This window comes from Cyclobacterium xiamenense (assembly GCF_009467825.1).
GTDB classification, from domain to species: Bacteria; Bacteroidota; Bacteroidia; order Cytophagales; family Cyclobacteriaceae; genus Cyclobacterium; species Cyclobacterium xiamenense.
In genome coordinates this window covers 25,332-50,912 of the sequence record NZ_WIOK01000034.1, presented here as the reverse complement: position 1 = coordinate 50,912, position 25,581 = coordinate 25,332, and the positions used below count along the sequence as shown (strand labels likewise).

At 49.4% G+C, this 25,581-nt stretch carries 20 protein-coding genes; 9 read left to right on the top strand and 11 right to left on the bottom strand.

Translation table 11 applies throughout. The features are described from left to right. The first annotated feature begins 155 nt into the window (after positions 1-155). Together GCU44_RS19695 and GCU44_RS19690 are read left to right on the top strand one after the other, a co-directional pair. Positions 156-2,063, top strand: a complete 1,908-nt coding sequence (locus GCU44_RS19695) for a histidine kinase dimerization/phosphoacceptor domain -containing protein (protein WP_154858927.1) — start codon at positions 156-158, stop codon at positions 2,061-2,063. After that, positions 2,060-2,860: a LytR/AlgR family response regulator transcription factor gene (locus tag GCU44_RS19690; RefSeq protein ID WP_154858925.1), complete on the top strand. Its 801-nt coding sequence runs from the start codon at positions 2,060-2,062 to the stop codon at positions 2,858-2,860. The genes GCU44_RS19695 and GCU44_RS19690 overlap by 4 nt, the downstream gene beginning before the upstream one ends. 110 nt (positions 2,861-2,970) lie before the next feature. Here GCU44_RS19690 and GCU44_RS19685 read toward each other — a convergent pair whose 3' ends face one another. Beyond that, the gene (locus GCU44_RS19685; protein ID WP_154858923.1) at positions 2,971-3,567 is read right to left on the bottom strand and encodes a hypothetical protein; all 597 of its coding nucleotides are present in this window, start codon (positions 3,565-3,567) and stop codon (positions 2,971-2,973) included. 447 nt (positions 3,568-4,014) lie between these two features. Then, positions 4,015-4,578: a hypothetical protein gene (locus tag GCU44_RS19680; protein ID WP_154858921.1), complete on the bottom strand. Its 564-nt coding sequence runs from the start codon at positions 4,576-4,578 to the stop codon at positions 4,015-4,017. Positions 4,579-5,135: 557 nt separating this feature from the next. Between GCU44_RS19680 and GCU44_RS19675 the strand changes: the two genes are divergently transcribed. After that, complete coding sequence (locus tag GCU44_RS19675; RefSeq protein WP_154858935.1) at positions 5,136-5,306, top strand: addiction module antidote protein; 171 nt, start codon at positions 5,136-5,138, stop codon at positions 5,304-5,306. A gap of 239 nt (positions 5,307-5,545) precedes the next feature. Here the strand turns inward: GCU44_RS19675 and GCU44_RS19670 are convergent, their stop codons facing one another. The 8 genes from GCU44_RS19670 to lpxK all read right to left on the bottom strand — a co-directional run bounded on the left by GCU44_RS19670 (position 5,546) and on the right by lpxK (position 19,114). Further along, positions 5,546-7,099: a GH3 family domain-containing protein gene (locus tag GCU44_RS19670; RefSeq protein WP_154858919.1), complete on the bottom strand. Its 1,554-nt coding sequence runs from the start codon at positions 7,097-7,099 to the stop codon at positions 5,546-5,548. A gap of 277 nt (positions 7,100-7,376) precedes the next feature. Further along, the gene (locus tag GCU44_RS19665) at positions 7,377-8,978 is read right to left on the bottom strand and encodes a SusD/RagB family nutrient-binding outer membrane lipoprotein (RefSeq protein ID WP_174238278.1); all 1,602 of its coding nucleotides are present in this window, start codon (positions 8,976-8,978) and stop codon (positions 7,377-7,379) included. Between the two features lie 2 nt (positions 8,979-8,980). Continuing rightward, a complete protein-coding gene (locus GCU44_RS19660; protein ID WP_154858916.1) occupies positions 8,981-12,040 on the bottom strand; it encodes a SusC/RagA family TonB-linked outer membrane protein in 3,060 nt (1,019 codons plus the stop codon). A gap of 412 nt (positions 12,041-12,452) precedes the next feature. Next, positions 12,453-14,144, bottom strand: a complete 1,692-nt coding sequence (locus GCU44_RS19655; RefSeq protein WP_154858933.1) for a GMC oxidoreductase — start codon at positions 14,142-14,144, stop codon at positions 12,453-12,455. 12 nt (positions 14,145-14,156) lie between these two features. Continuing rightward, positions 14,157-15,401 (bottom strand): ABC transporter permease, encoded by a 1,245-nt coding sequence (locus GCU44_RS19650; RefSeq protein ID WP_092178175.1) that lies wholly within the window; start codon positions 15,399-15,401, stop codon positions 14,157-14,159. Positions 15,402-15,514: 113 nt separating this feature from the next. After that, a complete protein-coding gene (gene miaE, locus GCU44_RS19645) occupies positions 15,515-16,126 on the bottom strand; it encodes a tRNA-(ms[2]io[6]A)-hydroxylase (RefSeq protein WP_174238277.1) in 612 nt (203 codons plus the stop codon). 8 nt (positions 16,127-16,134) lie between these two features. Then, positions 16,135-18,057 (bottom strand): putative porin, encoded by a 1,923-nt coding sequence (locus GCU44_RS19640; RefSeq protein WP_317175349.1) that lies wholly within the window; start codon positions 18,055-18,057, stop codon positions 16,135-16,137. Further along, positions 18,047-19,114, bottom strand: a complete 1,068-nt coding sequence (gene lpxK, locus GCU44_RS19635) for a tetraacyldisaccharide 4'-kinase (protein WP_154858914.1) — start codon at positions 19,112-19,114, stop codon at positions 18,047-18,049. The genes GCU44_RS19640 and lpxK overlap by 11 nt, the downstream gene beginning before the upstream one ends. Before the next feature lie 45 nt (positions 19,115-19,159). On the opposite strand from lpxK, the gene GCU44_RS19630 reads away from it, so the two are divergent. From GCU44_RS19630 to GCU44_RS19620, 3 genes are all read left to right on the top strand, one after another. Then, positions 19,160-20,260, top strand: coding sequence for a Nif3-like dinuclear metal center hexameric protein (locus GCU44_RS19630; protein ID WP_154858912.1), 1,101 nt, complete (start codon positions 19,160-19,162; stop codon positions 20,258-20,260). Between the two features lie 3 nt (positions 20,261-20,263). After that, entirely contained in the window at positions 20,264-21,031 is a 768-nt protein-coding gene (locus GCU44_RS19625) for a zinc ribbon domain-containing protein (RefSeq protein WP_092178167.1), read from the top strand. 106 nt (positions 21,032-21,137) lie between these two features. Next, complete coding sequence (locus GCU44_RS19620; RefSeq protein WP_154858900.1) at positions 21,138-21,548, top strand: hypothetical protein; 411 nt, start codon at positions 21,138-21,140, stop codon at positions 21,546-21,548. Here GCU44_RS19620 and GCU44_RS19615 read toward each other — a convergent pair. Continuing rightward, entirely contained in the window at positions 21,543-22,169 is a 627-nt protein-coding gene (locus GCU44_RS19615) for a histidine phosphatase family protein (protein WP_154858898.1), read from the bottom strand. The two genes, GCU44_RS19620 and GCU44_RS19615, sit on opposite strands and share 6 nt — an antisense overlap. 53 nt (positions 22,170-22,222) lie before the next feature. On the opposite strand from GCU44_RS19615, the gene GCU44_RS19610 reads away from it, so the two are divergent. The 3 genes from GCU44_RS19610 to menD are packed head-to-tail and all read left to right on the top strand — an operon-like array spanning position 22,223 to position 25,559. After that, a complete protein-coding gene (locus GCU44_RS19610) occupies positions 22,223-22,642 on the top strand; it encodes a hotdog fold thioesterase (protein ID WP_154858896.1) in 420 nt (139 codons plus the stop codon). 5 nt (positions 22,643-22,647) lie between these two features. Next, entirely contained in the window at positions 22,648-23,853 is a 1,206-nt protein-coding gene (locus tag GCU44_RS19605) for a chorismate-binding protein (RefSeq protein ID WP_154858894.1), read from the top strand. Continuing rightward, positions 23,808-25,559: a 2-succinyl-5-enolpyruvyl-6-hydroxy-3-cyclohexene-1-carboxylic-acid synthase gene (menD, locus tag GCU44_RS19600; RefSeq protein WP_317175348.1), complete on the top strand. Its 1,752-nt coding sequence runs from the start codon at positions 23,808-23,810 to the stop codon at positions 25,557-25,559. The genes GCU44_RS19605 and menD overlap by 46 nt, the downstream gene beginning before the upstream one ends. The last annotated feature ends 22 nt before the right edge of the window (positions 25,560-25,581 follow it).

Here is a 25,581-nt window from a genome sequence, read left to right as displayed (position 1 = left end):
TTCGAATATAGACAGACTCTTATACTTCTTTTCCATAAAATCAGCGTTTAACGACAATATAGCCTTATTCCAACCATTTAACAAACGCCTTATTCAATAGTTATTTTCCAAAACACTATACCTGACATTGTTTTTTAAATAACCCACCAACCGACATGAAATTCCATTTTCCAACACATCCCGTTTCCCGGTATGTAGTACTTGCCCTTGCCCTGGTAATTTTTTCTTCCTGGCAGCAGCGACCCGATCGAAGTGAGTTGGATAGTTTGCTGGAGAAGGTTCGCCGGCAGATTGATGTGTATGCCCTTGATTCCGCTAACCGTACATTGGATCTGGCGCTAGACCAAGCCCTTTATCTGGGCGATTCCAACCGTATCCGAAGAATCTATGGCGACAGGGGATACATACTAAACCTTACCGGAGAGTACGAGGCCAGTATTACGGCCTACAAACTTGCCTACGCCTACGCAGAAGGACTCCGGGATTCCAGCCTGATGGTCGCTTTCTCCAGAAGCATCGGACTTAATTTCCAGCGAATGGGCCTCCATGCCGTCGCCCTCGATCAGTATTTGGCAACCCTGGAATTGGCAAAGAATGTTTCTGATAAGAAAATAGTGGCCAATTTAAATAACTCTATCGGTGTGCTGTACCAGCAAAACAATGCGCCCGATGTGTCTATGAACTACCTGCGACAGGCGCTAGCGCTTTACAACGCTATTGGTGACCAGGAGGGTGTGGCCTATGTATACAATAACATGGCGATCAATTTTCAACAAAAAAGCGAGTTCGATTCCTGTATTTATTACAATGAACTGGCACTTGAACAAAAGAAAACCTTGGGTGACTTGCGAGACATTTCCTCCACCTTCAATAATTTGGGAGAAATTTTCCTGGATCTGGCACTTTTGGATTCCGCCTACGCGTATTTACAGGAGGCCTATTCCATCCATCGCCAATTAAATGAACCGGAGTCGATGGTAATCAGCTATAACAATTTTGCTGACTACTGGCTAAAAAAGGGCGACTACTCCCGCAGTGGAGAATATTTGGATTCGGCTGCGCAAATTATCCGGGAGATCCAAACCAAAGAACTGGCCATCAAAAACGCCGCCTTACGCGTGCAGCTGTACGAAATCACCCATCGCTATGACCGGGCACTTCAAACCTATAAGATTTGGGACAGCCTGAAAACCGATTTGTTTATGAATGAAAAAATCCAGGTACAAGAGCTTGGAAACATGTATTTACTGCGGGAAAAAGAGTTTGAGAAAGAACAAGTCGCCCAACAAGCCAATTTGTTCGAAATCAAGTCCGCCCAATTCCAAACCACCAGTCTGCTGCTCGGTGTCGTGGGAGTATTGCTCACCTTCTTTTCGCTAATCACGTACCGAAACCTCAACACCCAAAAACAGCAATCCAAACTGATACAGGAGCAAAACTATGTAATTAAGGCACAGCAAACCGAAATTCGGCACCGCACCAGCAATAGCCTGGCCAAGATTCAAACCGTAATCCATACCATCCGAAGGAAAGCCACCGACTCCGGTACCAAGTCGGAACTGGTATTGGCAGGACGTATCCTGCAAACGGCGGCTTCCCTGGAACGGCATCTGTACGACGTAGAGGACGAACTCGAGGTGCCATTGGCTGAATACCTTACCGGACTGCTGGACCTTCACCGGGAACTATTCCGATTGGAAAAAAGTACGACACAACTTACTCTGGACTGCAGAGAAGACATTGTGCTTCCGGTCAATCAAATCCTGAGCCTGGGAATTCTTCTGGACGAATGGCTGCGAAATAGTAGCAAATATGCCTTTGCAAACACCCAAAATCCCCAGATCTCCATTCAACTCCAGGAGGAAAACCAAGTTCTTACGCTGCACTACCGGGATAACGGATCCGGCTTGACGGAGAATCAGCAAAGGAGGGGTACCGGAACCGAGTTGATCGAAAAATTTGCTCAAGACCTCGACGCAACACTAACCACCGAAAGCGATGCGGGAATTCACCATTGCCTTCGCTTCAAAATCGAAACAAAACCCACCCAAACAGACGTATGAAAATCCTGATCGTAGAAGACAATCCCTCCATTGGCGAAGAAATTGCGCTTTCCATAAGCGAACACTTTGCCGAGGACCCCCACGAAATCCTTGGGCCGGCCGAAACCTACCAGGCAGCACTGGAAATCGTGCTGCACCAGCAACCGGAAGTGGCCCTACTGGACATTGCACTCGGAACCGATGTGGATGCCGGAATCCGCCTGGCACAATACCTCAATCGTTCGTACCCCATCCCGATCGTATTCTTATCCGGTTTACCCCGCAGCCTGGGATTTAATTTGGCCAAGTACCTCATGCCCTTTGATTTTATCCCGAAGCCAGTGGACTATGATCGATTAATGGACAAAATCGAACTTGCCACCATCTTTCAATCTCAACGCAGCAAAGTGGAGTCCATGGAGCCCAACCAGAATGGCATTCAGAATAAATCCATCTTTGTCGCTACCTCGCACAACGAGGCCACGGCCATACCGATTAAAGAGCTCATTCTGCTGGAAGCCGATGACAAGCTCATACGTGCCTATACTACCGACAATAGTACCCCCATTCCCTTTACCAGCCCCGGACTCAAAAACTTTTACCGGGACAACCTGTACCTGCTCAAAGATTTTCACCGGATCAATCGAAAGTACGTGATCAATCTTCCCATGGTCACGCAGGTTAAGGACAATCACGTGATCCTTCCGCGGAAGGCAAAAACCGGCGAAGATCCCTTTTTCCGCATCCCGATCCCCAGAAATGGCGACGCCAGAAAGCTCCTCTATGCGCGGCTGGGTTTTAAACTTAGACCCGACTGACCCGCCGGGAAGGAAAAAATCTGCCGAAACGGAATCGTTTCGGCAGTACTGTAAATAAAAATAACCCGTCAAAATTGATGCAACCCCTTCCGGAATAACTGGAGAAGGAATTAACTTCCGATTGACTCCTCTACTTTCACGAGCTCAATATTTTCAAAGGAAAGCTCAACGGTACCCAAGGGTTGATCACTTTCCTCAGAAAGTAAATTCCCTTTTACTGAACCCGAGGCAAGCCCTGATCCAACATCCAATTTCTGAAACGTCAGTTCTACTTCATTGACTAGTCTGGAAACGTAATCGTCATCACTTCCCACACTGTGTAGGCCTACAAAGGTTTCGTCAGAAGAATTCCCATAGGTAACCCCCGCAATAATGTCATTGCTGAAAGAGGTAAGGCTTATGAAAATCATTTCATTTCTGTCGGGTTTCAAAACCATTCCGACCAAACTAACCATTTTATAAGTTATACCAGGGATACCCTGAAAATCGGTATACATTACCGATTTCAGTTCTGCGGTAAAGGATTCGTTTCCAATTCTTCCGCTGAATTCCCCCTTGGTAAATAATTCGATACCATCGGCGGTTGCCAGAAATTCACTCGGGATTTCAGCGATAAGGTCCTCCTCAGGTTCCATGTCATCATCTGAGGAACACCCGGAAACAATCATGGCGGCAATTAGACAATAACGTGTCAATAAAGATTTCATGTTTATATACATATCTAGTGGTAAAGAAAGTAACAGTTGAGGTAGATACTACCCATCAATAGGACCTTCGGATCTAATCGTTGATTACACGTGATCAGGCCCGCTCAAAACGCTGCATATCGGCCAATACGGCCCACCGAGATCCTTTTGGTATCGGAAGTAGTCGCTGTTGCAACCGAGCCGATAGTAGCGTCGGGTAAAACCTCCCGAAGGTCTTAATCGAAGACCCTCCCCTTGTTTCTTTATGGATGTCCGTCGACGGTGTCGACAAGCTCCCGGGCCTGTTTTTCGCTCAATCAATCCCGCCGGAAACAATCCAGACAACTTCGGTGATTTTCTACAAGGGGGTCGGTGCGTGGCTGAGGTTGCGTTCCGAATAATTGAAAGGCAGACTTATGCCAATTCCGACTAGTTCTCGACACAACCTCCGCACCCATTCAGAAACGTTTACCGCCCAAAGGTGACTCCCACATTGATCCCTGTCCCCATGCCGGTGTTTCCCCGGGAGGAATACTCCAGCATCAGACCGAATTTTCTGGAATCTCCAGGGTACCAGCGGGTACCCAAAACCACCCCAAATCCACTGAAGCTGAGAAGCGATCCGATCTCATCAAAGGGCTGAGGCATATAATAGCCATAGGTAAGCCCAAAATAAGGTTCCAATCCGGCAGCATTTACCTCTCCACCGGAAAATTTCTCTACTGCCTGCAAGGCATAACCGACAAAACGGCCAGTAATTCCGACAGCAACTGTGCTCTCGGTGGATACCCACTCGCGCATATCAGCGCCAACGGCAAGACCAACACTCAAAAAATCAGCAACCCCTTTTTCCATGTAGAGTGCTACGGGCGGAACAGATACGAAACTACTATTGCCACCGAAAGTCGGATCCACAGCGATTGTGTAAAAGGATTTGTTCGGTTCCGATTGGGCAAGTAGGACCCCACTGTTAAGAAAATAGCCGAACATACAAGCTACTACGAAAATGATTTTTGTTTTTAAACGATTCATGATTTTTATGTTTACGTTTTTAATTTTTTTTATAATAAATTTTGTTTTTACCGGCTTTCAGACCAAGTCAGTAAAGCATCCATTATCGGCCGCAAACTCGGACCAATAGGTAGTTCTGAGCCAGGTCGCTAATTATCCGCGACCGGACCGGGTAGTTACGTGCAAGCGCCGTTTCGATTTTTGACTTTTTTCATTTTTTTTGCTTTTGTAGCGAATTCATTGTACAATTGGGAATTGATGCATCGGTACCCACGAAGCAATCCACGATTGATGGAAGCGGGAGCAGCGGGGTACCCTACAACCGGGCCGTTTTTTTACCGCTACTACCTGCCGATCTGTGGCTGTTTCTTGATCCAATGTACCCATCCCCAGGGTATGGATCGGTCTAAAATTCGGCAAGCTGCCCTACAATTCCGTAAAGATGGCGTATCTGGGAGTAAGGCCATTTGTGGTAAACCCCGTTAATCTACGGATGAGCTGCAAATTTTTTCGAATAAGCTACGGAATCACCCCCTTTACCCGCAGTAAAAGGCAATGGGCGAAAGGTCCAACAAGGTATCGGACACATTGCAAAAGCCATCGGGAGGACAAAAATTGCAGAAAAAACTGGAATGAGCAGACCGAGTCTTTACAAAGCATTGGCCGATGGAGCGAACCCACCATTCGAGACAATCATGAACGTTTTAAAAGCTATCGGTGGACAAATAAATGTGACACCAAGTGCTTAAAAAAAAATAAAAAACGACACCACAACAATGGGTACAATGCGTAAGCTCCTAAGGTCGTTTACGACATCTTACCCGGGGCCGTTTCAGTAGGAGATCACCCCGGATTGAAGGAATCGATCTGCAGCACAGGCACTGGCCACACGGACAGATGGTCTTTGCTCCTCGAATCCGCCGCCCAACCCAAGGACACCTATACCGAGTTAGTTCCCAGCAGCCTCCATCCGCTAGTATCCCTGCGGCTAATCGAGCCGAATGCCTCGCTCCCGAACGAAGGCCAACCAGGCCTCGGCCTTCGCCCCTTTCAATACCCGGGGAAATTTGTTTTGACCGCCTTCTTTTCCCTGGGACCGCAGCCAGTCGTAAAAAAAGGAAACTGGTAGCTTGGTCAGAACCACTTTTTTAAGGGCATGGGCCCGCTCTACGGCGTAATCGTCGTTCAGCCGCTTTAGCGTCGCGTCGATGCGGTCCATCAGCTGCTGCGCATCTACCTCGTCCTCGGTGCCCACAAACCAATGATGCATAAACAGGGCACCATCCGGCAAGCCCAATACGGTAAACTCGGAGCTATTCATAGTCAGCTCCCTGGACACCAACTCCATCGCGCGGTTCATGTTGTCCATGGACAAATGCTCTCCGCACAAACTCAGAAAATGCTTCGTGCGTCCGGTGATCCGTATTTCACTCTCCAAAACCGAATCAAACCGGATCACATCGCCTATCAAGTATCGCCAGGCACCGGCACAGGTGCTAATAAGCAAGGCATAGTCGGTATGCGGATGCACCTGATCGATTGACAGCGTTTGGGCTTCGGGATGCATGTCCCCATTTTCGTCGAAGTTGGCGTCGGTAAAGGGAATAAATTCGTAAAAAATTCCGTTGTTCAGCACCAGGCGCATGGATTTCCGGTTCGGTAGGGCCTGAAAAGCCAAAAAGCCCTCGGAAGCCAGGTAGGTTTCCATGTAGATCAAAGGCCTACCCAGCAATTTTTCGAACCCCTTTCGGTAGGGTTCAAAGGAAACCCCGCCGTGAACAAAAATTCGTAGGTTGGGCCAGATTGCGTGGATACTGTCCACCCGATAGGTGGCAACAATTTTCTCCAGCAAGATCTGTAGCCAGGCAGGAACACCCACGATGATCCCAATATCCCAGTTGGGTGCCATTTCTACAATGCGATCGATTTTCTCTCCCCAGTTTTTATTCCTGGAAATTTTCTTGCCCGGCTTGTAAAAGCGCTGGAACCAGACCGGGAGTCTTCCGGTGGTAATCCCACTCAGGTCTCCCGAAAAAAACGTCCCATTGAATTCCAAATCCGTGCTTCCTCCCAACATCAAAATGCCCTTGGTAAATAACTCATCCGGAAGATCGTATTTCGATAAGGAGAGGATTTGCCGAACGCCGGTTTTGCGTATCGCCCTCACCATGTCTTTACTGATCGGGATGTATTTTGAGGCCGCACCGGAGGTGCCGGAGGTCAGGGCAAAATACCGGATGGCTCCCGGCCAGGTAAGGTTTTTACTTCCCTCCTTTAGTCGGAACCACCATTCCGCATACATCTTTTCGTAATCGTACCGGGGAACCCGGGAAGAAAATACCCGGTAAAAATCATCGTTGCTCGTTTTAAACGCTCGCAGAATGTGATCGAATTCGTATTTTTTTCCGAATTCGGTGTCCCTGGCCCGTATCATCAGCTTTTTCAGTTCCTGCTTTTGCAATTCATGCGGAGAACTGTATTCCTGCTCCAGGGATTCCCGCAGGCGAATACCTTTTTTAAGCAATGTACCAAGGATAGCCATTTTCCTGAGATGACGATTTGATCAAATTTACTGGATTGCATGCAACTACCTAGCAATCATTCAAAAAATATTTTTACCTATCCGGTAACCCTGGACCCGCCTTGGGATACCTGGAAAAAAAATCCAACCAAATTTGACTCATCGATCGTAGGAGCGGCCGACTCGAAACCCGTTGTTACGTTTCAATTCGTTCGGCAGAAAACGGGCAAAAAAAAACAGAGGTTTCGACGCGAATCGAAACCTCTGCTTGGGATAGTAATCCTGAGTCAGGAAGGAATTAATTTCCTCCGTCCCACCAGGTACGTGTGATCCAATCATCGCCTCCCATTCGGGAAACGGCGGCATTCAGGGATTCCCCGTTTACTCCGCTTTCACCGGCTGGATAAGGCTGTCGGCGAGGAATCTGACCGGAGGAAAAGTTACCCGGAAAGTTAACGGGCGTCAACTCAGGATAACCGGTTCGTTTCCAGTTATTCCATGCCTCCACGAAATTGGCAAAAAGACTGGTGGTAACCCAGATTTGTTCGTTGATCATTTTCAGCGAAGCGTCTGTGGTAGACTGATCCAGTGGATTGGCATCCGTATAGTCCGTGATGTCTTCGATAGCTACGGTTCTGCCTCCAAATTTACCGATGGAAACAAAGGCCGCTTCCACGCCATTTTTGTAATACTCGGCTGCTGAGCCGGAAGCCAAACCGCGCACGGCGGCATCGGCCAACAGCAGTTGTACTTCTGCGTAGGTTAGCGCGAATACGGGCGCATCCCGGTCTCTGTAAATTGCCGTTGGTCGGGAATAGGCGCCAATGATGGCGATATCTCCACCCGTACCGGTTGGTCCGGGGTACTCCGGATGCGTGGTAATATCAAACGCGCCTCCGGTCAGGTCAAAGCCATTGGGCAGGCCGATTTGAACGGCCGGATCGCTGTTTCCTTCCACCACGCCGTCTCTATTGGCAGCCAGTCCCGCAGGGGGTACCTCGGCAACAATGGATAGTCGTGGATCGTTGGTGGCTTGCAGGAAGTCGATCGTTTTATCGGACCACCTTACTTCGTAGATGTCATCCACCACGTTCAGTGCGTTGGCACTTTGGTTGGAATAGCCATTTGCCTGATCGGAAGGTATCAGCGCGTCGTCATCCGGGGAAGTAAACACCCCACCGGCGACCGCTTTTTGCACCCATGTCTGAGCGGCAGCAGGATCCACCTTCACAAGGCGCAGCGCCATTTTTAGCATCACGGAGTAGCCAAACTTCCGCCATTTTTCCAGGTCTCCCCCATACATCACGTCGTTACGGATAGGGTCGCCTGCTGGATTCAAACTAGCAAGGGAAGTCTCCAGATCAGTCAACATGGCCATGTAGGCTTCCGATTGGCTGTCGTACTTGGGTTGGGTGATTCCCTCTTCTGCCTGCAGCCCTTCGGTGTAAGGAACGTCCCCGTATACATCCGACACAAAGGCCAAGGTGCTTGCTTTGAAAATCCCGCCCACGGCATCCAGATTGCTTAGATCCTTGGTTCGGGCAAGGCTCTGCATCTGATTGATACGGGAAGCGATTTGATAGCCGTTGTTCCAAACGCCCTGAATATAGGAGTTGGTACTTCCGGAAATCACGTACTTATCTGCGTTCGAATAGTAATTGGCCCCTCCGGTGGAGGTAGAAGCCAGGGACTGAATCCACATACTTTGAAACAAAATCGGTCCGGAATAGCCCGTTAGCATGTTGCCATAGCCATAGGTGGCCACCGGCAAAATCAGGTTCGGATCGAAAACATCTGCACCGGGCCTGTTGGGATCCGTATTCAGCTCTGCAAATCGGTCGTCACAGGAGGTGACCACCAGAAAGCTGCTTAGAAGAAATAAACTTATGTACTTTTTCATGATTAGTGCAATTTGAAATTTAAATTGAATCCAATGGAACGGGTAGGAGGCAAACTGGTACCTTCTATACCGAGGTAATTGATGTTGGATCCAAATGTTGCCTCGGGATCGATATTATCCGTCTTTCTCATTAAAATCGCCAGGTTTCGTCCGACCAGTGAAGCCGTCAACCCTTTGAATACCGGTACGGAATTAAACCACTTCTGCGGGAAGGTATACCCCAGGGTCAACTGCCGGAGTTTGATAAAATCGCCGTCCACGACGCTGGTACGCGTCACGTTTTGTACGAGGGCCTGGTAATAGTTTTCTGCCGGAGCGGTAATTTCGTTCGTGGTTATGCCCTCTTCTCTACCCACCAAGGTATTTTGGTGCAATCCGCGGAAGTGCGAATAAAACTCCGTTGCAGACAATACCTTGTTTCCAAAGCTGTAATCCACCAAAAACGAGAAACCGATTCCCTTGTAATTGAATTCGTTATTCCATCCACCGTAATGGGTTGGAAGGACCGAACCCCAGTTTTTGAGTTCTCCTCTAACCGGCAGGCCGGCATCGTTCACGACGATATCGCCATTGGCATCGTACTGGTAATCGTAGGCCCGTATCTGGGGACCGGGAAGACCGGGAACGTAAGCCGTTACGGCATTTCCCAGGGTAGCCCTGTTCTGTCCGAGGTTGATCGGGTTGTTGTCCAGATTCGTGCTCAATACTTCGTTTCTCACGTTGGTGAAATTCAACGAAGTCCTCCAGGTGAAATCGCTGGTCTGTATGGGAACGCCGGTGATCATTACTTCCAATCCTTTGTTGTTGGTCGAACCGGTGGCTACTACTGCACTGCTGAAGCCAGAGGCGATGCTGTAGCTGGCATTCATGATCTCGTTATTGGTAGTTTTGGAAAAGTACGCCACGTCAAACGTCAATCGACTGTTGTAGAAACTCAAGTCAAACCCGAATTCAATTTCATCCGTAGTAAACGGTTTCAAGAACAGGTTGGGCAAACCCAGGGGAGAAGATCCCGCGGCCACGCCATTGAAGGAATTGGCCGAGTTGTAGTAAAACTGCGTCTGATAAGCCGCAAACGGCTCTCCACTCGTTACCGCATAGGAAGCACGAAGTTTACCGAAGTCCAACGCAGGAACATTCAGAAACTGATCAAACAGGAATGCACCCGTCACCGATGGAGAGAAAATGCTGTTGTTATCCGTAGGCAAGGTACTGTAGACATCGTATCGTCCGGTGGTGGTCAAGGTAAGGTAATCCTTGTAGCCGAAGCCCATGGAATAAAATCCCGAAAGCACTTCCCGTTCGTTGAATCCATAGGAACGGTTAAACACCTCCACGTTGAATGGCGAGTACAGCTCGGGGATTACAAATCGGGTTCCTCCCACGCCTACTTGCTCAAATCGGTTGTTCCGGAAGGTTCCTCCAGCCAATGCATCGAGCGAGATGTCGTTGGTCAGCATCAGGTCTGCCCCAAACAAGGCATCCACGTTTAATTCCGATCGGGTAGAGAGGCCTCTACCATTCAAGTTTCCTTTCAAGTCGGAAGAATAGGCCAGTCCGGTAGGGTCCACGGAGAAAAAGTCGTCGTTGGACACGTCATTACCAACCCGTAGCAAGGCATAAATTTTCGGTGCGAAGCTGTACTTTGCAGACAGCGTGGAGATGGTTCGCTTTCTACCCCGGTCGTTTATCCCCTTATTGGCGATAAAATACGGGTTGGTCACGAAGATATCGTCACTGAATACGATCTCCCGTCCTTCTTCGTCGTAGCCCGGAGCAAAAATGCTGGGCGCTACGTTCGGTGCCAGGAACAAGAAGTTATTCGGATTTTTCGGACCGTCACTCAAGGCTGGAATGTTGGTACTTTTCTGGTCAATGTAATTGATCATTGCGGACACATTGAGTTTATCCGTAATGTTCTGATCCACATTCAAATTGATATTCAACCGGTCATTTCCACTATTTGGAACAATGGAATTGGAGTTCAAATTGGATAGGGACAGTCGGAAGGCACCGTCATCGCCCAGGCCTTTTGATACCGCTACCGTATTGGTCACGTTGGTACCTACATCGTAGAAATCCAGGTAAGTTTCGTCAGAAGGAACATAGGGATACTGATTGCCATCGTATGCGATCGCAGAACCTCCCATGGGCTCACCCCAGGCAAACCTACCTGTAGTACGCGCGTCGGAAGCCGATTGGGGCCTACGTCCGCCTCTACCCTGACCGTATTCGTTTTGGAAATTGGTGAAATCCATCGCCTGATCGGTCATTACGTTTAGGTTGTAAGACAGGGCCCAATCTTCACCTTTTTTTGCACTTTTGGTCGTTACCAAGATGACACCATTGGAAGCCCTGGCACCGTACAGTGCAGAAGCGGCCTGTCCTTTCAGTACCGTCATGGATTCGATATCATCCGGACTTAAGTTACCGATACCGTCGCCATTGTCCGATCCGCCCCATTGCCCGGCAGCTCCCCGCTGGGTATTGTCCATGGGCACGCCGTTGATAACGAATAGCGGAGATCCCGTTCCCGAGATGCTGGGAAGACCCCGAAGCACGATATTGGAAGAACCCTGCGGTCCGCCATTGGTACCCTTCACCACCAGACCGGCTACCTGGCCGATCAATGAGTTGGCTACGTTTGGCTCACGCGCCTTGTCCATCACGTCGCTACTGATCGTGGAGACCGCATACCCCAATTTTCGCTTTTCTTTGGTCAAACCCAGAGCGGTCACCACTACTTCGTTCAACTCACTTGCGTCCTCGCTAAGTTCAACGTCCAGCCGGGAACGATTCCCGACGGTGTATTCCTGGCTGGCAAATCCAATGAATGAAAATACCAAGACCGTGTTGTCGGTCACACCGATGGAATAGTTTCCGTCCATATCCGTGGCCGTTCCGGTTTGATTGGTCTTGTCCAGCACCGATACGCCAGGGATTGGCATGCCATCGGCCTCCGACACGACCGTACCTGTCAGGGTACGTGTTTGGGCATGACCTTCGAAGCTCAAAAAGAGCAGCAAAGCCAAGCCGTACGAGATTGATAAAATTTTTCTCATAACTAATTAATAATGTTAGGAATAGATTGTTGAAACCGTTTCACCGAACTTTCCGCAAGAAACCTCTTATGAAACGTAACTAGTTGACTAATTGATACTTATGACTTAATAGCGTATTGCTTACACCGCAGATCGTTTGCCGCCAAAGAAATTACCCGTTAAGTCTACCAATGAGCTTAGTTGGCATAAAGATAGGCAAATCCTAAACCCTTAGAAAAGAAATTTGTATTTTTTTTATAAAAAAACCGGATCTTTTTAAAGATTATATACAAAGTGGCGGTGATTTTTTTGAAAGTTTCCGCGAAATGCGTGTATAGGCCACACATTATTGATGAAATTTGTGGAATTTGGGTAAAAAAAATCGGATTAGTACAGCTTCCTACCGAATAAAACGCATGCGTGCGGGAACGTATCAGGTTAAATCACCCCGTTTTAATGCCGCTACCGCATGGTCTACTGCCCGGGCGGTAAAGGCCATGTAGGTCAGGCTGGGGTTTTGGGTGCCGGTAGACGTCATGGAAGCACCGTCGGTAACGTAGACATTCGGGCAGGCATGCATCTGGTGAAATTTTCCCAGCAGCGAGGTTTGAGGGTCCCTTCCCATCCGTACGCCACCCATTTCGTGGATATCCAAGCCGGGTGCCTGTCCGCTATCGTTTTGGCGAATGTCTTTGCATCCCGCTTTTTCCAGCATTTCGGCTCCCTGATCCAAAAAGTCCCGGAGGGATTTTTCGTCGTTATCGTCGTAGCCCACGTCCACACGCAACTGGGGCATCCCCCATTCGTCGGTGAGGGTCTCGTCCAGGTAAACCCGATTGCTTTGCTTGGGGATGGTCTCTCCCTGCATCATCATGTAGATGCCCCAGGGCCCCGCCTCGGCGTTGGCTGCTTTAAACTCCGCACCAAAATCTTCCGAACGGGCTCCTCCCCAACCACTTCTTCCTGCAGAATAAAAACTCATGTACCCCCGCAGAAAGTCCATTTCCTGTTTTTTTACATTCCTAAAATTAGGCAACATGACCGCAGTAGGCCGCCTTCCATAGTAATAGGAATCCAGGTGCCCTTCAATTCGGGCCGAAATGGAACCCCGGTAATTGTGAAAGGCAATATGCGTTCCCAGCAGACCGTTGTCGTTGCCCAGGCCATGGGGGAAACGGCCCGATTTGGAGTTCAGCAAAATCAGGTTCGAATTCAGCGCAGATGCGTTCACGAAAACGATCTTAGCGAAATACTCCGTGGTTTCTTTGGACAGCGCATCGACCACGCGCACCCCCGTGACTTTGCCTTTGGCATCGTCGAATATCAGGGAATGTACTACTGAATGAGGCCTCAGCGTCAGATTACCCGTGGCAGCGGCAGCCGGCAAAGTAGATGCGTTGGAACTGAAATAAGCACCAAAGGGACAGCCCCGTTGACAAAGGCTTCTGGCCATGCACTGTCCCCTTCCCTGTGCGATGTGATGCGGCTGCGGTTGGGTCAGATGGGCACAGCGTCCAATGACAAATCTGCGGTCAGGATAAGCTTTCAGGATTCGCTCCTGAACCAGTTTTTCGACGGTGTTCATTTCCCAGGGCGGCAAAAACTCCCCGTCAGGCAGCGTTTCCAATCCGTCTTTGTTGCCACTCACGCCAATAAACCGCTCCACATAACCGTACCAGGGCGCGAGGTCCTCGTACCGAATCGGCCAATCCACCGCAAAACCGTCTCTTTCGGGTCCTTCAAAGTCAAACGCACTCCACCGCTGCACTTGTCGGGCCCAGAGCAGGGACTTCCCCCCTACCTGGTAGCCACGAATCCAGTCAAACGGCTTATCCTGAATGTAGGGATGCTCCTTGTCTTTGACAAAAAAATGATCGGCATCGTCCTTAAACGCGTAGCAACGAGAAACCACGGGATTCTCTTTCCGGAGTTCCAGGGGCAACTGACCCCGTAGCGGAAACTCCCAGGGAGGCGTATGCATGGTGGGATAATCCTTCCGGTGGCTTACCTGCCTGCCCCGTTCCAGGACAAGGGTTTGCAATCCTTTTTCACACAGTTCTTTCGCCGCCCAGCCTCCGCTAATCCCGGAGCCGATAACAATGGCATCGTATGTATTCTTCGTCATCATTCGTCGTCTTTATTCGTACCGCAAGGACTCAATGGGATCCAGCCTGCTTGCTTTGTAGGCAGGCAAAAGTCCGGAGACCAGACCGACGACCACGCACACAACAAAGGCGAAAATGATCCAAACCCAGGGAACCAGGAACCCGCCCGGCCCGACGGTATTTCCCACCAGGTTGCCAATGCCAATACCCATCACTACGCCCAAAAGCCCTCCCATCACACATATAACAATGGCTTCGATCAAGAATTGTTGCCGGATCCATTTGGGCGTAGCGCCCATGGCTTTCCGAATACCGATTTCCCGGGTGCGCTCGGTCACCGATACCAACATGATATTCATCAGGCCGATAGCTGCTCCCAGGAGTGTGATGAATCCGATCCCAAAACCTCCAATCCGAAGGAATCCGGCGATTTCCTCCAACCGTTCTCCCAGGGTTTGGGATTTTACTACTTCAAAGGAATCGTCCATCCCAATCCCGTCTTCCCGGACAGCGCGCATGATACCCGTTGCCTGGCCCATTTCGTATTCCAATTTGAGTGGATCCTGTCCCGCTACCGTTATCGTGTACCGAAAAGTGCCTCGCTGATCCAGGTTTCTGGCATTGAGGATGGGGATGATAATGGCCCTATCCGGCCCGGTATCCCCCCCGACACCGCCTTGACGCTCCATGACACCAACGATCGTATACCTTCTGCCAAAAAACGTCAGGTGTTGATTGACGGGGTTTTCGCCGTCTTCAAACAAGGTGCTTTGAATCTCGGTGCCTATTACGCACACGTTGTTTCCGTATTGGATTTCAACATTGCTAAAGCTTCTTCCCTTCTCCAAGGCGATGCCTTTGATCAAAAAATAGTTTTCGTCCCCGCCAATAATTCGGCTATTGGGGTTGGTTTTTTTGGATCCCCTGGAAACTTCCGCCGAACCGGTGACACTGGTGGTAATGGTAGAAATTCCGCGTTGATTGAATTTTTCTTTGAAGGCCTCCGCCTCCCGAAAAGAAATGGCTGGATAGTTCTTCTGCGCTACTCCGGCAGTAGTAGCCCTGCCCCCGGAAAACCCCCGGCTCCTCACATCGAAATTGTTTGCCCCGAAACCGGAAAGGCTCTCCTCAATCTGCGCCTTCATGGCGTCGATGGCCGTCAGCATGCCTACCAAGGAGGTGATACCTATGGCGATGATCATGGCTGTCAATACCGTGCGCAAAAGGTTAGTGCGTACCGACCGAAAGGCCTCCCGAATATTTTCAATCAAATTCATGTCTGTTCCGATACGGACCAAAATTCATTTTCTGATCCAACTATTTTTCTAATGTTACGCATAAAATGTTTTTAGGCAAAGCTTTTCAGGTTTTTTAACACCCGCACCAGCCTTCAATGCATGCGATCTCCCCGGATTTCCAGGTGTGCCATGACCTCTTTTTCAAAATCCAACCATTCTTTCCAGCGCTTTTCCACTTTTTCCGGGTCTTGATAGGTCTTTGCCAACTGAATAAAGTTTACGTAGTGCCCTGCCTCAGAAACCATTAGCTCGTGGTAGAATTTTTTTAATTCCTCGTCATGCAGGTTTTTTGACAGCAACTTGAATCGTTCACAGGACCGGGCTTCGATCAGCGCATTCATGAGCAAATGCTCCGTGAGCTGCTCGGTGCGACTCCCCCCTTTTCGCACAAACGACTGCAATTGTACCACGTAGGCATCCTTTCGGGGATGCCCAAATCGGTAGCCGCGTTTTCGGATTTGCTGCATGACCGCTTCAAAATGTGCCCACTCCTCGGCTACAACGGGACTGAGCCGATCCACCATGACTTCAAACTCGGGAAACTTCAGAATCAACGAGATGCACGAAGAAGCGGCTTTTTGTTCGCAATACGCGTGATCCACCAAAATTGCTTCCAGGCTCATTTTCGCCACATCCACCCAGCGAGGATCGGTGGGAAGCTGCAAGCGCAACATTTTATTTTTTGTCGTTTCTTTCCAGTCCATCGTTATCCTTAGTCAAAGAAATACCAGCTAATTCCCAAATCCAACATGTTCTTTAACCCGGTATAGCCCGGGGTGATAAAGTAGCCGTCATTTTCCATAAATCCGGCATTTAGGTGGTTGTAACGAAATAATACACGGGTCCGGTTAATCCTGAAATTTAAAAAGGCATCGGCTACCGGATAGGCGTACACGTTGAATTCGTTTTGCAGGTGAAATTGTTGGGTAGCCGGCATGTACGCCGGGGCAAAGTTGCCCGAACGGTACCGTACTTCCAGCCCCATTTGTACGAAAACATTTTCATCAAACAAGGGTCCATCAAAGTAAATCCGGGAATTGATAAACCATTCCGGAATCCGAAATGCATCGGCGGCCCCGCCGGTAATGAGGGTGTAGCGAACGTCCGACTCCCAATGAAATTTCCCCGAAAGCACCAGATCTCCTGAGAATCCAGGAATGACCATAAAGGCCTCCGAACCTGCCTGATCGGGTACCTGCTCCTCGTTGTAAAACACGTAATTATTGATTCTGTTTACCGTCAGGTTGGGGCGAAGTGTACTTTTGCCCAGATTTACCTTGATCGTTCCTTTAATCTGGTCCACGCCTATGTTGGAAAAATCGTTATCCCAGCGGTAATGGTTGCCGGCATACCGTTCCTGTGCGAGTGTCGGCTTGTAGAGTGCCTTGGTATACCGCACATCCAGGTAGGGCGAGATAAACAATCCGGATATCCGGTACCCATCCGGAATCAGGTATTCGCCTTCCGCCTCAAAGATCCAGTTTTCATTGATTTCTCCCCGAAGTGCACCCCCTAAAAACAGCTCGGTAAACGAATTGTTTTCGGAGAAAAAACGGCTGGCCATGCGCCCGGTGCGAAGCTTAATGTAGGCATTGTAATACACCGGTCCCAGGTCGCCTTTAAAGCCGAATTCGTTCTTCCATTCCGAATAATGATTGTGATTATTGGTGGTATCCGGTTTGCTGTGCACCAGGCTGCTGTCTGAGGAATTAAACCGGTTTTCGTTGAAGAAATCGGCATCGGAAGTCCCCAGGTTTGAAAAGAAAGTGACCTCCTGTTTCTTTTTATCAAACACCTGGTAGACTTGCCAGCCTTTGACGATTTCGTATTGCTGGTAGAGGTGGTACGCCTGCCGCAAATCCCTGGCCCGGGAATTTCGCAACCAGACTTTGGAATCTTCATAGGTGAAATACAGTGAAGTGGTGTCGACATCCGGAGGAATGATGCCGCCTTGTTCGTTGACATTGTGCTTCATCCGGGTAAAACTTGCCAGCAATCGGTATTTCCCGTTAGGAGACACGTAATTGGTATGCATCTCGTAGGAATCGTTGACCACATTGTTGTCATCCCTTCGGGTAGGGTTCAGGGTTTTCCGGGCGCGAATGGTCCGGTAGGCGATGCCCACATTCCAGTTTGGCTGGATATTTCGTACAAATTCCACATCCAACTTGTTGCGGTTGCCGCCACCAAAAAATGCCGCAATGTGTGTATGCGGCGATTTGGTGTCAAAGTACCGGATACTATCTGGGGAATGGTAATACAGGTCATAGGCATGAAACCCAGAGGTCCGTCCGATCTGCAGGGGTACCTCGTAAAAAATGGGGCGGGCGGCTGTGCCCAGATTTCCGAGATCCTGATAGGTATACCAGGTATCGGCTACCGGCTCGTAGTTGTGAAAACCCGTCAGGGAGGTATCGAGCGCTACCTTTTCAAAGCGATTGTCCCGGACGTATTTCTCGTAGAAGTACAGGGAGGTATTGGGGCCGTAGACCATTTTCGTAGAATCATCGAGCAAGCCCCTCCTGGGGCCCTCTTCTCCGTCAGCCGGAGGGCTTTGCTGCGCCTCTGCGGTCGTCAGACCACACAGCATTGCGAATAAAAAAGCTACAAAAAAGATACCCTTGCTATGCTTCACTATCAAATTGTTTGTCGGTTATCATTTGCTCCACCTGTTGCAGGAGTTGTTGCCTGTCCCGGGAATCCATAGTCACCGCCACGGGCAAAACAAAAACGGGTATCTCCGCCAACACAGACTGAAACGCTTTATCTTTCAATTTTACGGCATCTTTTTCTGTGGTCAAAACGGCGGGCCGGTACTTCCGATAGTTCGTACAGGTCTGCTGGATTGCACGCAGGTCGTTCATCGTATAGCGGTGGTGATCGGCAAAGGCCATCACCTCCAATACGGTATGGTTTTTTGAAAGTTCTTCCACAATCGGCCCCGGATCAACGATACCCGTGACCAGGATCAAATGCCGGGGTAGTGCTTCTGACTGGGGCCCAATGCTGTAGGGCTCGCCATAGGAAAGTCCGGAAAAATAAATCGGCACCCCTTCCCGGGCATAGCGGCGAATTTCCCGGCGGTACCATTCCTCCTCCTGCAGCGACAAGGGCATGGGGCATTTGGTGACCACCACGATGTCTGCCCGGTTTGCATTTTTCCGGCTTTCCCGAAGTCTTCCCTGCGGGAGCAGTTTGTCTGAAAAAAACGGGCGCCCGTAGGTAGTTAGCAGAATCCGCAAATCGGGCGCCAGGTACCGGTGTTGATAGGCATCGTCCAACAAAATGGCCTCGACTGGGCCGCAGGTGGCCAGGATCATGGGAATGGCGAGTACCCGTTCTTCCCCGACGGCGACACGCACGCGCTCCTTAAACTTTTGGTATACCTGAGAAGGCTCGTCCCCAATTTCGGACGGGCCGGTGCTGTCATCGGCCACCAAAAACCCCCGTGTTTTTCGCCCGTACCCCCTGCTCAAAACGGCCAGGCGGTAATCATTGGCCAGCTGATGCAACAGAAATTCGATAAAGGGTGTCTTGCCGGTACCGCCTACGGCCAGATTCCCGACGACCAGGGTGGGGACGTCGAAGGCCTGACTTTTCTTCATGCCCAGATCAAACATCTTGTTTCTGAACGCCGTAGCTGCCCCATACATGCAGGCAAAGGGAAACAGCAAGAATTCAGAAAGGCGCATTGTGGTTTTTTTTGTAAGTTTGATTGGAAAAACAAACGCAAATATATGGTTTATTTGATTAAGGATGTCATATCTCATTTGGAATCCATCGCACCGCCCGCCTATCAGGAACATTACGACAACTCCCGCCTGATCACCGGCGACGCCGATGCGGAGGTTTCCGGGATTCTTTGCGCGCTGGACACAACCGAAGCGGTCGTAGAAGAAGCAAAAGACAAGGGATGCAACCTGATTATCGCCCACCATCCCATTCTGTTTAAAGGGATTAAAAGCCTCACCGGCAAAACCTACGTCGAACGAACCATCATCCGGGCCATAAAAAACGATGTTGCCATCTATGCCATCCATACCAATTTGGACGCGGTACAGCAGGGGGTTAATCAGAAGATCGCCCAAAAGATCGGCCTGCAACAGCCCCGGATTTTAGCACCGAAAAAAGGAATTTTAACCAAACTGACCACGTTTATACCGGCCGAAAATGCGGATGAGGTGCTTCAGTCCTTGTATCAGGCTGGCGGAGGCACAATCGGTCAATATGCACATTGCAGCTTTCGGGTCGCGGGAACGGGTACCTTTTTGCCCTTGGACGGCGCAACCCCTTACCTGGGCGCCGCTGGGACAGAAAGCCGGGTAGAAGAAGTGCGCGTGGAGCTCATGTTTCCCAACCACCTGCGCGCCCGCATGGTGCAAACACTGAAAGCGGCCCACCCCTACGAAGAAGTTGCCTATTACCTGCAAGCCCTGGAAAACGAACACCAGGAGGTGGGTTCGGGTATGATCGGTCAACTTCCGGAACCCATGGAAGGGCGGGAATTCTTACGCCATGTAAAAAAATCGATGGGGTTACAGGTGCTCAAACACACGGCACTCTCCGGCAAAAAAATTCAGCAGGTAGCACTTTGTGGCGGGGCCGGGATTTTCCTACTTCCTGCCGCTATTCATTTAAAGGCGGATGTATTCATCACGGCAGATATCAAATACCATGAATTTTTTGACGCCGACGGACAAATCACCCTCGCAGATATAGGGCATTACGAAAGTGAAATTTATACAAAAGAACTTTTAAAAGATTTATTGTCGCAAAAATTTAGTAATATTGCAACCTATTTGACAACTATCGTTACAAATCCAATAAGTTACCTATAGTACATGGAAAGTCCAGTCGCACAAAAGTTAGAAGCCATTCTTAATCTTCAGAACATCGATTCCCGCCTAGATGCTATTTTTAAAGTCAGGGGAGCCCTCCCCGAGGAAGTTCAGGATCTGGAAGACGAAATAATTGGCTACGAGACCCGACTGAACAAATTCAATACGGACATCGAGGCGATGGAGACTGAGATCAAAAAGCACAAAGATGCGATCAAGGAATCCGAAAAATTGATCAAAAAATACCAGGATCAACAAATGAATGTGCGGAATAACCGCGAATACGATGCCATCACCAAAGAATTGGAACTACAAGATCTGGAAATCCAGGTATCAAAAAAGAAAATAGCCGAAGCGCAGGTACGGATAGAAGGGAAACAGCAAGACATCGCCGATCTCAACGAGATCCTAAAAGACAGGCAGAATGACCTGGACCAGAAGAAAGGAGAACTGGATACCATCGTGGCAGAAAGCGAGTCGGAAGAAAAGAAATTAAAAAACGAGCGCGAAAAGGCTGCAAAAAAAGTAGAAGACCGTCTCATCAAATCCTACGATAAAATCAGAAACAACGCTAAAAACGGACTGGCGGTAGTTTTGGTGAAACGGGGTGCCTGCGGTGGCTGTTTCAATATCGTACCTCCCCAGCGGCAAGCCGAAATACGGGAACGTAAAAAAATCATTGTTTGCGAGCACTGTGGACGAATCCTCGCCGGTGTCGAGGACGAAATTGTGGAAGAGACCACGCCGAAACGAAAACGCAGCAAAGCATAACCATTCAGATCAGCTAAAACCGGAAGCCCTCCGGTTTTTTTCTTTTTTGGGCTTCAGTAAAAACTTTTGTTGGTTCGTATGCGTTTATTTTTTATATTACGAGCCTATGAAACAGGTTATTTACATCCTTCTATTCCTCGGTATTGCGCAGGTTTCGCTGGCCAAAGAAGGTCCGCAAAAGACCTTTCTGATACTTTTTGACCAAACTGAGCTGGCTGCCTATCAGTCAAGTGCCGCGAAAATGGAATTGAGTTTCATGGATTCCTTTAAAACGCGCACCTACACTGGCAATTCGGAGCATGCATTGATCGTCACCGTTCCCTTCTCCGACTGGACCGTCTGCGAAATGGGAAGTTCCCTGGTCCGCATTTCCGAGGGTCAGGAAGTTCCTCTTGAATCCGTGGCCTTCCGGATCATTGATATGAACGAATGCCAGGAAAATTTTCAGTCCTTGCTTTCCGAGTCGGCGGAGCAGTCCTCCGCAAAAAAAGTAGCTACTATCAAACTCACCTTATAAATCACGTAGCTTTTTTAACGGCGACGGGTGGTAGGTGTCCAAATAAATGGTGCTGTCTTCTTCCTGACGCAATTCATAGCAACACAGGTTTTCGTGCCGAAATACATCCATGTACCGCAAGTCATAGCCAAGCAGCACTGTCATTAGGATGCGGATTGCTCTTCCGTGCATGCAAATCAGCAGCTGATTGCCTCCCTTGGAAAAAATATGTGCCATGGCTCGTTTCAGGCGAATGACTACATCCACGGGAGATTCCCCCCCGGCGATTTTGTGATCGAGCTCCCCCTCCGACCATTTTGCCAGCATATTGAGGTAGTATTGATTTTCGTCGTGATCCATCGGTAGTCCCTCGTAATCGCCCCAGGAAATCTCGTTTAGATCCGGGAGTTCCTCGTGATAGACATCCGGGGTAAGAAACCGCTCAATGGATTGCCTCGTTCGTATCAGCGAAGAAAAATAGATCCGATCAAAGGGTACCTGTTTAAAATTTTGGTAGAATGCGGCTGCTTGTTTTTTGCCTGTTTCATTGATGGGAGCATTTATTCCACTTCCCTGCACCACGCCTTTCAGGTTGAAATCTGTCTGACCGTGCCTAACTACAAATATTTTTTTACTGCTCAAGATTCTTTATTTTTGGAATTCCGTTCAAAGAAAAAAATTTTATCCCATAAAACATGGTATTTAAGAAAAAACCCGACCTGGATTTTTTAAATCAGATGGGAAAGGACAGCATGACTGGATTTCTGGGCATCCGATACACGGCGTTTGGTGAGGACTACCTGGAAGCCGAAATGCCGGTTACCCTTAAAACCAAACAACCCTTTGGTCTGTTACATGGAGGAGCGAATGTGGTATTGGCTGAAAGTTTGGGATCGGTCGCTGCCTTGCTCTGCCTGGAGGATGCCGCTGCCTATCCAGTAGGCCTTGAAATCAACGCCAACCACCTGAAGGGGGTCAGAGAAGGTAAGGTAACCGGCAGAGCTACTCCCATTCATCTTGGAAGAAGCACCCAGGTATGGGAAATCAAAATATCCGACAAGGATGGCGATCTTTCCTGTATCAGCCGTATCACCCTGGCCATCATTCGAAAGTAACTTGCATGGAAACGATTAACGTAGCGCGCGACACTTCCCAAAAGCTTTTTCTGGAATCCTTCATCGCCAGGGCTTTTCGGGACAAGCTGCCTTTTGCCATCTGGAAGAAACCCAAGCTGGGCCTGGTGGAAATGATTCTCGACAAAGATCCCCAAACGCATACACCGGATACCCTGGACCTGGACGAACTTCCGGAAGGATTTCTAATTCATCCCTTTCAGCGCTCCGAAACCAACCAACCGGTGTACATAAAGGCTACGCTGTACGAACGGTTAATCCTGGGAGAAAATGTACCGATAGCGGGCAGGGAATGGGACCGTGAAGAAATCGCCGATCAAGCGAACGAAGCCTTTATTCGAAGCGAGATTGCGGCGCTTCCCGCCCGGAAGGACAGCAATTCCTCCAAGAAAGCGCAGTTCATTGCGACCGTTTCAAAAGCAGTCGCTTGCATTGAGCAGGGAGCGTTTTACAAAGTGGTCCCCGCTCGTTTGAAAAAAAAGAAACTCCCGCCAGACTTTGATTTGGCTGGGGTGTTTTTAGCCTTGTGTGAAGCCTATCCCAATGCCTTTGTCAATTGCTATTTCAGTGAAGGGAGTGGTTGCTGGATTGGTGCCAGCCCGGAGACCCTAATCCGAACAAAAGGAGACAGCTTCTATACCATGGCATTGGCGGGAACCCAGAAAGCAAGGGGGGACAACCCCCTGAAAAATGCCGCATGGACGCAAAAAGAAATTGAGGAACAGGCACTGGTGAGTCGGTACATCGTCAATTGTTTTAAAAAAATCCGCCTGAGAGAATACCAGGAACTTGGTCCCAAAACAACGGTGGCCGGTGGGCTACTCCATTTAAAATCGGAGTTTTTGGTCGACATGCGGGCCACGAATTTTCCGCAACTGGGCTCCGTCATGCTGAAATTACTGCACCCCACGTCTGCCGTGTGCGGCATGCCAAAGGAAAACGCACTGGATTTTTTGGATTCTGAGGAGACGTTTGACCGTACGTACTTCTCTGGCTTCGTAGGACCGGTAAATCTGGACGGAGAAACCGACCTCTTCGTAAACCTTCGTTGCGCCAGATTGGAAAATAACGAAGCACTTCTTTTTGCCGGCGCCGGCATCACGGAAGATTCCGTTCCTGAGAAAGAGTGGGAAGAGACGGAATTAAAATGCACAATTTTAGGAAAGTTCATCCAAACCAAAAAGTCCCGTTGATACTCCCTCAACTTAGCCATCTGGCCTCTATTTGCGCGAAAAGCGGCATTACACAGGCCATTTTATCGCCAGGATCCCGCTGCGCCCCGATTGCTTTGGCCTTAATACGGCATCCCCTGATCCACTGCCGAACCATCCCTGATGAACGATCTGCTGCATTTATCGCCCTGGGGATGGCTCAACAACTGAACAAACCGGTGATTCTGGTATGTACCAGCGGATCGGCCGCACTAAACTACGGCCCGGCACTGGCCGAGGCATTTTACCAACAGATCCCCTTATTGGTACTCACAGCAGACCGTCCGGCTGAATGGATCGATCAGTGGGACGGGCAAACCATCCGGCAAGACAACCTCTACGGAAGGCACGTAAAGGGCAGCTTTACCTTCCCTGACGACGCCGGAATCCCGGACAAACTTTGGCATGCCAAACGGCTGGTAAAGGAAGCCCTTTCCCTTGCCAGATGTTTCCCCATGGGGCCCGTGCATATCAACATCCCGGTACGGGAACCGTTTTATCCCAAAGCCGACGAACAGTATGGGTTTGACGTCACCGATCTCGAACCCGTATTGGAGATACAACCGGGCAACCAAATCCTGGGAACCGACGCCGACGGTAAGTTACGGAATCAACTGAAAGCTTTCCATCGAATGCTACTCATCCCGGGCCAACAACGCCCAAGTCCCAAAATTTCTGCCGCTTTAGCGGAAATTATCAGGAATCAACAGGCCGTCGTGATTACCGACACGATCAGTAACCTGGCGCAGGAGGAATCGGTTACCCACCATGATTTTTTTGTTGACGACCCGACCCGGCAGGAGGAAATGGCACCCGACCTGATCATCAGTTTTGGCAAATCCATCCTTAGCAAAGCCCTGAAGCAGTTTTTGCGAAAAAGTCAAACCGCACATTGGCACGTGCAACCCGAAGGGACTGTTCCCGACCCATTTAAAAAACTAAGCCAGATCATTCGGCTGCAGCCAGAAACCTTCTTGCAGTTCTTTTTGGGGGCGGCAAATCCTACGGACGCTGATTTTGCGCAGCAGTGGACGCAAAAAAACCAAGCCGTTCGTGACAAGCTCCCGCGGTATTTGGGAGAACTGGAAGCATTTGGGGAGCTTCAAGCGTTGCAGCAGATTTTGCCGAAGCTTCCCCCTTTCGGGAAGGTCCATTTAGCAAATAGCCTGGCTGTACGCAACGTTAATTTTCTGGGGCGGCCCCTGTCAAACGTGGAGATCATTAGTAACCGGGGAACCAGCGGGATCGACGGCTCCAATAGCACCGCGGTGGGATGCACATTTACGACCAAAGAAACCGTCACATTGATTACCGGAGACATGGCCTTCTTTTACGACCGCAATGCCTTCTGGCACCAGTACCAGCTGGCTAACCTTCGGGTATTGCTTTTCAATAATCAAGGGGGAGGTATTTTCCGGATGATCGACGGACCTGCGGCCTTGCCCGAATTAGAAGAGTATTTCGAGACCCGCCAAAAGCTATCCGGTGCGCACCTGGCGGAAGAGATGGGCTTTGATTATTGGAGCGTAGAAGATCTTTCTTCGCTACAAAACTGTCTGGATACATTTTACCAAAAATCCCTGAAACCAAAAATTCTGGAGATTAAAAGCAGCAGCGAAACCAATACCCGAAACCTAAAGCTGCTGAAGGAAAAAATTCGCATGCATTTGGATAAAAATAATTTGTAAACTATTGTTCTGAAAAACAAGG